This is a genomic window from Streptomyces sp. NPDC127106 (genome assembly GCF_042677605.1).
GTDB lineage: Bacteria > Actinomycetota > Actinomycetes > Streptomycetales > Streptomycetaceae > Streptomyces.
Genome location: NZ_JBHXTC010000007.1, coordinates 89,015 through 98,600, shown reverse-complemented (window position 1 = coordinate 98,600; position 9,586 = coordinate 89,015). Strand labels below are relative to the sequence as shown.

Here is a 9,586-nt window from a genome sequence, read left to right as displayed (position 1 = left end):
CACCGCTCCTGCCCGTGGTGCTCGCCTTCGAGCAGCGTGAAGGGCTTCCCCAGGGTGCATGCATCTCGGCCCGGGGAGCCGCCCCCTTCTCATGCCTTCATGCCGTCCGTACGGGCGTCACAGCCGCGCCCGCGCCGCCTCCACCAGCCGTACGACCGAGGTGTCGGCCACCGCCGGCACCTCCTCGTACGGGAACCAGCGCACGTCCAGCGACTCCTCGCTGATCTCCGCCACCGCATCCGCCGGGGCCAGCGCCGCGTACTGCACGTCCAGGTGCCAATTGCACGGCGCCGGGATCGGGTGCCGGTCGAGCCGCAGCGGGCCGCCGGGCAGCAGCGCCAGCCCGGAGCCGATGCCGGACTCCTCGACAGCCTCGCGCAGCGCGGCCGCTTCGAGCGTGGCGTCCCCGGGCTCGCAGTGGCCACCCATCTGCAACCACATGCCGAGCTTCTTGTGCAGCGTCAGCAGCACGCGGCCGCGCTCCGGGTCGACCACGAGCGCGCTGCCGGTGACGTGCCCCGCCCGGCAGGGCTTGTAGACCCCCTCCGGATACGCCGCGAGGTGCTCCAGGTACACGTCCCTCAGGGCGCGCTGCTCTTCGTCCCGGCCCTCGTACCCCTTCAGGACGAGCACCGCGTCTTCGTGGAGGCTCACTGCTTCCCTTCGCCCTTGTCGTCGTCGGTCTGCCCGCCCTGGTCGCCCTGCTCGCCCTGCTCGCGCCGCTCCGCCGCCTCGCCGAGCATCTTGTCGATCTCGGAGAAGTCGAGCTGCTCGCGGTGGACGAAGCCGTCCGGGTCGTCGAGGTCGGAGGCCGTCGGCAGCATGTCCGGGTGCGCCCACAGCCCGTCGCGGCCTTCCACGCCGCGCGCGTCGGTCAGCGAGGCCCACAGCCGGGACGCGTCCCGCAGCCGGCGCGGGCGCAGCTCCAGCCCGATCAGGGTCGCGAAGGTCTGCTCCGCCGGGCCGCCCGAGGCACGCCGCCGGCGCATGGTCTCGCGCATGGCGTCCGCCGAGGTCAGCCGGGGCTTGGCCGCCTCGTGCACCACGGCGTCCACCCAGCCCTCGACCAGCGCGAGCGCCGTCTCCAGCCGGGCCAGGGCCGCCTTCTGCTCGGGGGTGTCCTGCGGCTGGAACATGCCGCCCTGCAGGGCCTCCTGGAGCTGCTCCGGGTTGGTCGGGTCGATCTGGCCGACCACGTCCTCCAGCTTCGAGGTGTCGACCTTGATCCCGCGGGCGTAGCCCTCGACGGCGCCGAACAGGTGCGAGCGCAGCCACGGCACGTGCGCGAAGAGCCGGGCGTGGGCCGCCTCGCGCAGGGCCAGGTACAGCCGCACCTCCTCCGACGGGACGCTGAGGTCCTTGCCGAGGCCCTCGATGTTCAGCGGCAGCAGCGCCGCCTTGCCGGCCGGGCCCAGCGGCAGCCCGATGTCGGTGGAGCCGACGACCTCGCCGGCGAGCACGCCCACGGCCTGGCCGATCTGCTGGCCGAACATGGCCCCGCCCATCGAGCGCATCATGCCGAGCAGCGGGCCCGCCATGGCCTGCATCTCTTCGGGCAGCACGCCGCCCATGGCCGCGCCGACCCGCTCGGCGACCGGGTCGACGAGCTCCTTCCACACCGGCAGGGTCGCCTCGACCCACTCGGCGCGGCTCCACGCCACGGCGGTGGTGGCACCCGAGGGCAGCGAGGTGACGTCGTCCAGCCAGTGGTCGGCCAGCCGCATGGCCTCCTCCACCGCGGACTTCTCGGCGATGCCGACGCTGGTGTCCTTCACGCCGTCCGGCGTGCCCTGGGACACCGTCCGGCGCGCGACGTCCTTGGCCATGTCCCAGTTCACGGGACCGCCCTCGTAGCTGAGCATCTGGCCGAGCTGCTGGAAGGCCGCGCCGAGGTCGGCGGGGTTCACGGAGCCGAACATCGCGGCGAACGGGTTGTCCGCGCCGCCCTGGCCGCCGGCGCCGCCGGGCAGGCCGAAACCGCCGAACCCGAACGGATTCGGGCCGCCCTGCCCGCCCTGGTTGCCCTTCTTCTTGCCCTCGTCGCCGCTCTCCGGCTCCTCCGGCGGAAGGCCGAATCCGAATGGGGTGTCGCTCACGGGTTTCCTCGGCTCGTAGGGCCGCCGGCGGGTGCCGGCGGGCAAGTGGTCCCACAACACCAACCAGCGTAGACACCGGACCCGGTTCCGGGCTCGATGCTCCGCCGACTCCTGGGCTGCGGCAGGATGGACATCACCTGGTGGGTACGCGTCACGGCGCGTCCCTACTGAAGACAACCGCTGGAGACGCCTGGTGAGTTCCCCGGATCCGCAGTTTTCGGATAAGCACGGTCGCGCGCCGCACGACGACGAGGACCGCCCCGAGCACGTTGACGACGTTCGCCAGCCGCGTAACCAGGCGGCCGTGCGCCGGCCCAGCCCCGTGATCGCCGTGACCGGCGCCGCATCGGGGGTCGGCGCGGCGCTGGTGCAGCGCCTCGCCGCATCGGACGAGGTCAAGCAGGTCGTCGCGATCGACGAGCGGCGCGGGGACTGCGCCACCGCCCAGTGGCACGTCCTGGACGTACGGGACCCCGCCATCGCCGAGAAGCTGCGCGGCGCGGACGTGGTGGTCCACCTGGCGCTGGACCTCGACCTGGAGACCGACCCCGCGGCCCGGACGGCGTACAACGTACGGGGGACCCAGACCGTCCTGACGGCCGCCGCCGCGGCCGGGGTGCGCCGGGTCGTGCTGTGCACCTCCGCGATGGTGTACGGGGCCCTGCCGGACAACGACATCCCGCTGTCGGAGGACTCCGAGCTGCGGGCCACCGCCGAGGCCACGGGCGTCGGCGACCTGCTGGAGATCGAGCGGCTGGGCCGCCGCGCGCCGCGCGCGCACCCGGGGCTGAACGTCACCGTGGTCCGCCCGGCCGTGCTCGTCGGCGGTACGGACACGGCCCTGACCCGCTACTTCGAGTCCCCGCGCCTGCTCGTGGTCGCCGGATCCCGCCCGACCTGGCAGTTCTGCCACGTCGAGGACCTGGTCAGCGCGCTGGAGTACGCCGCCCTGGAGAAGGTCGAGGGCGAGCTGGCGGTGGGCTGCGAGGGCTGGCTGGAGCAGGAGGAGGTCGAGGAGCTGAGCGGCATCCGCCGCATGGAGCTCCCCTCGGCGGTGGCCCTGGGCGCGGCCGCCCGGCTGCACCGGATCGGCCTGACCCCGTCCCCGGCGGGCGACCTCGCGTACACCATGTACCCGTGGGTGGTCAGCGTCAGCGGACTGCACGCGGCGGGCTGGCGGCCGCGCTGGACCAACGAGGAGGTGCTGGCCGAGCTGCTCCAGGAGGTCTCGGGCCGGCACACGGTCGCGGGCCGCCGGCTGGGCCGCAAGGATGCCACCGCCGCCGGCGCCGCGGGTGCGACGGTCGCGCTGCTGGGCGCCGCCGCGGTGGTCCGCCGGGCCCGCAGGCGGCGCGGGATCTGACCGCGGCGGCCGCGCCCCGCGGATCCGGCCCCGCCGACCCGACCCCGCACGCCCCGCCGGCGGGTCCCGTCCGGCGGCGGTTCCGTCTGCCTCCCCGGCACGGCACCCGGAGCTGCGGGTCCTGTAGGAGGCTCCATACTCCTGCCCCGTACAGCCGGTCGAATCGGCTATACCGCGATGTGAGAGCGGTGGTGCACGATGGCTGCATGGCTCCGCACTTCGACCACCCCGGCGAGCAGGCCGCTCCGGACCCGATCCGGCTGCTCGCGATCCGCGAGACCCCGCTCTCGATCGACGAGGTCTTCCAGGCCGTCGGCGACGACGCGACGGGAGGCACGACGCTCTTCGTCGGCACGGTGCGCAACCACGACGGCGGGGCGGACGTCGACTCGCTGGGCTACTCCTGCCACCCGACGGCCGAGGCGGAGATGCGCCGCATAGCCGAGCGCGTGGTGGAGAAGTACCCGGTACGGGCCCTGGCGGCCGTGCACCGCGTCGGCGACCTGGCCGTCGGCGACCTCGCGGTGGTCGTGGCCGTGTCCTGCCCGCACCGCGGCGAGGCCTTCGAGGCCTGCCGGATGCTGATCGACGACCTGAAGCACGAGGTGCCGATCTGGAAGCACCAGACGTTCTCGGACGGCACCGAGGAGTGGGTCGGCGCCTGCTGACCGTTCCTAGACCGAGCGATGCGGAGACCGCCGTTCCCTTCCAGGGCGCACACGTCCCGCAGCCCGGACACTCATGCCTGCCGGCCAGAGCGCGCCCTTGCACAGTCACTCGCCAGCAGCCCCCACCCCCGGCCGCGGCGGTGTCGGTGCGGGGGAGTAATCTCCCACCCGTTCGGCCGCGCAACACGCCCTCGATTTGCGTAACCCCCCCACGGGCAGGAGCGTTGAAGCCACAACGACACGCACCTTTTTCCACGGGGCTGGGAGGCACGTCCATGGCGTCACTGGCGTGGTTGCTGATTCCGCTGTGCGCCGCCGTCGGAGCGGCGATATGGGGCAGCTGGGCGGCCCGCGACCGCACCCAAGGCGACATATCCGAGCTCGCCGGGTACGCACGTTTCCGCGAGGCGATGGACAAGGCCGACCCGAGCAGGGCGACAGCGGCGGCACACTCCGGTTCCGACCCGGTCTGACGCTCACCGGCGTCCCGCGGAACCTCCCCCGACCCGGGCCCACGACCCCGGCGGACCGGCCCCGGCGGCCGTCCTCCAGGCCCGTCCCGTACTGTCGATCCCATGCCACGCCGCACCGCGACGATGCTCGCCGCCACCCTCATGCTGTTCGGGCTGCTCTGCGCGGGGGTCTTCATCAAGGTTCCGTACTCGGAGATGAGCCCGGGCCCGACCTGGAACACGCTCGGCGACAACCGCGGTGAACCCGTCATCAGCATCGGCGAGAAGCAGACCTACCCGACCACCGGGCACCTCAACATGACGACCGTCCGCGTCACGGGCGCGGACTACGACATGAACCTGCTCGAAGCGGTCTACGGCTGGCTGTCCCGGGACAACATCGTCGTCCCGCACGAGACCCTCTACCCCGACGGGAAGACGGAGGAGCAGTCGACGCAGGAGAACGCCGAAGAGTTCAGCCAGTCCCAGGAGAGCGCCAAGGTGGCGGCCCTGAAGCAGCTGGGCGTCGACGTCCCCACCCGCGTCGTGGTCGCGTCCGTGGTCAAGGGCAGCCCCTCCGAGGGCAAGCTGCACGCGGGCGATGTGGTCCGGGCCGTCGACGGCAGCCCCGTCGGTGCCCCCGGGGACGTCGCGAAGCTGGTCACCAAGCACAAGGCCGGCGAGCCGGTCGAGTTCACGATCGTGCCCGCCGCCGAGGCGGCCGAAGCCCACAAGGCGCACCGCGAGCCCGCCGGCGCGACCAAGGTCACGATCACCTCGGCCAAGGCGGAGGGCGACGGCCACGCCATCGTCGGCATCCGGGCCGGCACCGCCCACACCTTCCCGTTCCCCATCGACATCAAGCTCGCCGACGTCGGCGGCCCGAGCGCCGGCCTGATGTTCGCGCTCGGCATCGTCGACAAGCTCACCCCGGGCAACCTGACCGGCGGGAAGTTCGTCGCGGGCACCGGAACCATCGACGACACCGGCAAGGTCGGCCCGATCGGCGGCATCCAGATGAAGACCATCGGCGCCCGCAAGGCCGGCGCCGAGTACTTCCTGACCCCCGCCGAGAACTGCGCCTCGGCCGTCAAGAACGTCCCCGACGGCCTGACCCTGATCAAGGTCGGCACCATCGGCGACGCCCGGCAGGCGCTCGAGAAGATCGGCAAGGGGGACACGGCCGGGCTGCCGCTGTGCGGCAAGCCCTGACGGCCGGCCCGCCCCCGCCGCAGCCCCGCCGGGTCCTACTCGAACGTCGCGGCGAGCGCCTCGGCGAGGCCGGGCACCAGGCTCGCGCCGGTGAGGACCTCGGTGGCGGAGTCCTTCTCGCGCAGCCGGACCGCCGACTCGCGCGAGCCGTCGCGCAGCACGGCCACCGTCAGACGCACCTCCTGGCGCTCCGGGTGCCCGGCGACCCACTTCGCGAGCTGCTTGTCGCTGAGCCCCTCCGGTACGGAGGCCTCCGCGGACGGCGGCAGCATCAGCCGCTCCACGGTCAGGGCGCAGCCGACGACCGCGTCGGGCCAGGCGACGGTGCCCAGGAACTTGTCGAGGGCGGTTCCGGCGGGCAGCTGGTCCTGCTCGATCGGCGTCAGGGAGGACCGGCCGGCGTCGTCGGTGTCGACGCCGAGCTGGTGCGCGAGGCGGGGCTCCTGCCGGCGCAGGCGGGCGGTGTCGACCAGCGCGAAGAGCCGGGCCGGCTGGTCCCAGCCGAGGCCGGCCGCGTACTCGTCGATCTCGAGGCAGGCGCGGGTGAGCGGGCCGGCCGCCATGGGAGTGCCGGGGGAAGGCGAAACATTGGACATGGACAACATCCTGCCTCGTTTCCACCCCCCGACGGGAACTGAGCAAAGCCTCAGTAAGTTTCTAGGGTGGGCCCTACGATCGGGGGCCCAGCTTGTGAAACGTAACCAGACTCAGCTTTCGAGGTGCGCACCTTGGCTTTCCAGATGCCGGACCGCGGCTCAGGCCCCACGGGGCCACGGATGAGAGTCGGCCGCCCCTCCCGGCGCTCCCGCACTCTCCTGATGACCTTGGGCGTGCTGGCCGTCCTGGGCATGGCCTTCGTCATGTTCGCGGGCTTCTGGACGGACTGGCTCTGGTTCCGCTCCGTGAAGTACTCCACCGTCTTCACCACCACCCTGTGGACGAGGGTCGGCCTGTTCGCCGTCTTCGGTCTGCTCATGGCGGGCGCGGTCGGGCTGAACGTCTGGCTGGCGTACCGGCTGCGGCCGCCGCTCAGCGCGATGTCGCTGGAGCAGCAGAGCCTCGACCGCTACCGGATGAGCATCGCCCCGTACAAGAAGTGGTTGCTGCTGGGCGTCTCCGCGCTCGTCGGCATGATCGCGGGCGCCTCGGCGGCCAGCCAGTGGAAGACCTGGCTGATGTACGTGAACGGGGTGCCCTTCGGCAGCAAGGACCCGCAGTTCCACCTGGACGTGTCCTTCTACACGTTCGACCTGCCCTGGTACCGCTTCCTGCTGGGCTTCGGCTTCGCCGCCGTCATCCTGTCGGTGATCGCCGCCGTCGTCGTCCACTACCTGTACGGCGGCCTGCGCGTGACGAGCCCGGGCGCCCGGGCCACGGCCGCGGCCACCGGACACCTGTCGGTGCTGCTCGGCCTCTTCGTCACGCTGAAGGCCGTCGCGTACTGGCTCGACCGCTACGGCCTGGCCGTGAAGTCCAGCGACTTCAAGGCCGCCGACAACTGGACCGGCCTGCGGTACGTCGACGCGAACGCGTACCTGCCCGCCAAGACGATCCTCGTCGCCATCGCCGCGATCTGCGCCGCGCTCTTCTTCGCGACGCTGTGGCGCCGCACCTGGCAGCTGCCGGTGATCGGCTTCGGCCTGATGGTGCTCTCGGCGATCCTGATCGGCGGGCTGTACCCGGCGATCGTGCAGAAGTTCCAGGTCCAGCCCAACGAGCAGGCCAAGGAAGCGCCGTACGTCGAGAAGAACATCAAGGCCACCCGGGACGCCTACGGGATCGACCAGTCCGAGGTGAAGGACTACCCGGGCGTGCCGCAGACCGATGACAAGGCCAAGCTGCGGCAGGCGGCCGGCACCACCGCCAGCATCCGCATCCTCGACCCGAACATCGTCTCCCCGGCCTTCCAGCAGCTCCAGCAGGTCAAGGGCTACTACGCCTTCCCGTCCACGCTGGCCGTGGACCGGTACAGCGGCCAGGACACCGTCATCGGCCTGCGCGAGCTGAACATCGGCGGCATCCCGAAGAACAACTGGATCAACGACCACTTCAAGTACACGCACGGCTACGGCGTGGTCGCGGCCAAGGGCACCACCGTCGACGACCAGGGCGCCCCCGACTTCACCCAGTCCGACCTCCCCTCCAAGGGGATGTTCGGCACGGGCTTCGAGCAGCGGATCTACTACGGCGAGCGGACGACGCAGTACTCGATCGTCGGCGGCCCGCAGAAGGAGCTCGACTACTCGGACGACAAGGGCGAGAAGGAGACCAGCTACCAGGGCGACTCCGGCGTCAACCTCGACAACCCGGTGAACCGGGCCGCGTACGCGCTGGCCTTCAGCGAGCCTCAGATCCTGTACTCGGGCGCCATCGGCGAGGGCTCGCGGATCCTCTACAACCGCACGCCCAAGGAGCGCGTCGAGGCCGTCGCCCCGTGGCTGACCATCGACGGCGCCCCGTACCCGGCGGTCATCGACGGCCGGATCAAGTGGATCGTCGACGCGTACACGACGACCAACGGCTACCCGTACGCCTCGCGCACCACGCTGGGCCAGAGCACCGCCGACTCGCTGACCAACAGCCAGCGCGCGGTGGTCGCGCAGGAGAACCAGGTCAACTACATCCGCAACTCGGTCAAGGCCACCGTCGACGCCTACGACGGCACGGTCACCCTGTACCAGTGGGACGCCGAGGACCCGGTCCTGAAGACCTGGATGAAGGCGTTCCCCGGCACGGTCAAGGCCAAGAGCGAGATCTCCAAGCCGCTCATGGACCACCTGCGCTACCCGCAGGACCTGTTCAAGGTCCAGCGCGAGCTGCTGACCCGCTACCACGTCACCGACCCGCAGACCTTCCTCAGCGGCAGTGAGGCCTGGGCCGTCCCGGACGACCCGACCACCAAGGCCGGTACGGCGGTTCCGCCGTACTACCTGTCGATGAAGATGCCGGGCCAGACGGAGAAGGACCAGGTCTTCTCGCTCACGACGACGTTCACGCCGAACGAGCGGGACAACCTCAGCGCCTTCATGGCGGTCAACGCCGACCCGGGTACCCCTGACTACGGCAAGATCCGCATCCTGAAGCTGCCGACCAGCAAGCCGGTCGACGGCCCGAAGCAGGTGCAGAGCAAGTTCCAGTCGGAGCCGAAGATCGCCGAGTCGATCCGGCTGCTGCGCGGCGGCGACTCCGAGGTCGAGTACGGCAACCTGCTCGCAGTGCCGCTCGAGGGCGGGATGCTGTACGTGGAGCCGGTGTACGTGCGCAGTTCAGGCCTGAAGTACCCGCTGCTGCGCAAGGTGCTGGTGACCTACGGCGGCCAGACCGCCTTCGAGGACACCCTGGACAAGGCGCTGAACGTGGTCTTCGGGGCCGAGGCGCCGACGACGCCCGTGAACCCGCCGCCGGGTGAGGGGACCGTCACGCCGCCGACCGCCCAGAACCCGACGGTCAAGGCGGCCCTCGCGGACGCGCAGAAGGCCATCGAGGAAGCCGACAAGGCGATGAAGGCCGGCGACTGGGCGGCCTACGGCAAGGCGCAGAGCGACCTCCAGGCGGCGCTGAAGCGGGCGATCGACGCGGAGGCGAAGCAGTCGGCCCCGAAGCCGGCGGGCTGAAAGCGGTAATGGCTCGGTCCCGCGTCGTGATACTGTGGTCTCACCGACGCGGGGTGGAGCAGCTCGGTAGCTCGCTGGGCTCATAACCCAGAGGTCGCAGGTTCAAATCCTGTCCCCGCTACTGAAAACGAAGGGCCCCCGACGAGGGGTCCGGGCGGGGGAGCTTCCCGGCAGTGCACAC

General features: G+C 71.4%; 8 protein-coding genes and 1 tRNA gene. 6 read left to right on the top strand and 3 right to left on the bottom strand.

Annotation, left to right across the window (positions count from 1 at the left end):
• Positions 1–117 precede the first annotated feature (117 nt).
• Together ACFVGY_RS09845 and ACFVGY_RS09840 are read right to left on the bottom strand one after the other, a co-directional pair.
• Positions 118–654: an NUDIX hydrolase gene (locus ACFVGY_RS09845; protein WP_385673657.1), complete on the bottom strand. Its 537-nt coding sequence runs from the start codon at positions 652–654 to the stop codon at positions 118–120.
• Positions 651–2,096 carry a zinc-dependent metalloprotease gene (locus ACFVGY_RS09840; protein ID WP_385673654.1) on the bottom strand — a complete coding sequence of 482 codons (1,446 nt, stop codon included), beginning with the start codon at positions 2,094–2,096 and terminating at the stop codon, positions 651–653. The genes ACFVGY_RS09845 and ACFVGY_RS09840 overlap by 4 nt, the downstream gene beginning before the upstream one ends.
• A gap of 193 nt (positions 2,097–2,289) precedes the next feature.
• On the opposite strand from ACFVGY_RS09840, the gene ACFVGY_RS09835 reads away from it, so the two are divergent.
• The 4 genes from ACFVGY_RS09835 to ACFVGY_RS09820 all read left to right on the top strand — a co-directional run bounded on the left by ACFVGY_RS09835 (position 2,290) and on the right by ACFVGY_RS09820 (position 5,791).
• Positions 2,290–3,459, top strand: a complete 1,170-nt coding sequence (locus tag ACFVGY_RS09835; protein ID WP_385673651.1) for an SDR family oxidoreductase — start codon at positions 2,290–2,292, stop codon at positions 3,457–3,459.
• Positions 3,460–3,665: 206 nt separating this feature from the next.
• Positions 3,666–4,127: a molybdenum cofactor biosynthesis protein MoaE gene (locus ACFVGY_RS09830; RefSeq protein ID WP_385673649.1), complete on the top strand. Its 462-nt coding sequence runs from the start codon at positions 3,666–3,668 to the stop codon at positions 4,125–4,127.
• A 275-nt stretch (positions 4,128–4,402) separates the two neighbouring features.
• A complete protein-coding gene (locus ACFVGY_RS09825; RefSeq protein WP_385673646.1) occupies positions 4,403–4,600 on the top strand; it encodes a hypothetical protein in 198 nt (65 codons plus the stop codon).
• A gap of 102 nt (positions 4,601–4,702) precedes the next feature.
• Positions 4,703–5,791 (top strand): PDZ domain-containing protein, encoded by a 1,089-nt coding sequence (locus tag ACFVGY_RS09820; protein WP_385673643.1) that lies wholly within the window; start codon positions 4,703–4,705, stop codon positions 5,789–5,791.
• A gap of 35 nt (positions 5,792–5,826) precedes the next feature.
• Here the strand turns inward: ACFVGY_RS09820 and ACFVGY_RS09815 are convergent, their stop codons facing one another.
• A complete protein-coding gene (locus tag ACFVGY_RS09815) occupies positions 5,827–6,396 on the bottom strand; it encodes a PPA1309 family protein (RefSeq protein ID WP_385673640.1) in 570 nt (189 codons plus the stop codon).
• A 135-nt stretch (positions 6,397–6,531) separates the two neighbouring features.
• Between ACFVGY_RS09815 and ACFVGY_RS09810 the strand changes: the two genes are divergently transcribed.
• Together ACFVGY_RS09810 and ACFVGY_RS09805 are read left to right on the top strand one after the other, a co-directional pair.
• Positions 6,532–9,405, top strand: a complete 2,874-nt coding sequence (locus tag ACFVGY_RS09810) for a UPF0182 family protein (RefSeq protein ID WP_385673990.1) — start codon at positions 6,532–6,534, stop codon at positions 9,403–9,405.
• A 47-nt stretch (positions 9,406–9,452) separates the two neighbouring features.
• Positions 9,453–9,526, top strand: a tRNA-Met gene (locus tag ACFVGY_RS09805).
• The last annotated feature ends 60 nt before the right edge of the window (positions 9,527–9,586 follow it).

What these genes read in the sequence shown, in the direction of transcription:
- ACFVGY_RS09830 (WP_385673649.1), top strand. Translation starts at nt 3,666, where the DNA reads ATGGCTCCGCACTTCGACCACCCCGGCGAGCAGGCCGCTCCGGACCCG.
- ACFVGY_RS09825 (WP_385673646.1), top strand. Translation starts at nt 4,403, where the DNA reads ATGGCGTCACTGGCGTGGTTGCTGATTCCGCTGTGCGCCGCCGTCGGA.
- ACFVGY_RS09820 (WP_385673643.1), top strand. Translation starts at nt 4,703, where the DNA reads ATGCCACGCCGCACCGCGACGATGCTCGCCGCCACCCTCATGCTGTTC.
- ACFVGY_RS09815 (WP_385673640.1), bottom strand. Translation starts at nt 6,396, where the DNA reads ATGTTGTCCATGTCCAATGTTTCGCCTTCCCCCGGCACTCCCATGGCG.
- ACFVGY_RS09810 (WP_385673990.1), top strand. Translation starts at nt 6,532, where the DNA reads ATGCCGGACCGCGGCTCAGGCCCCACGGGGCCACGGATGAGAGTCGGC.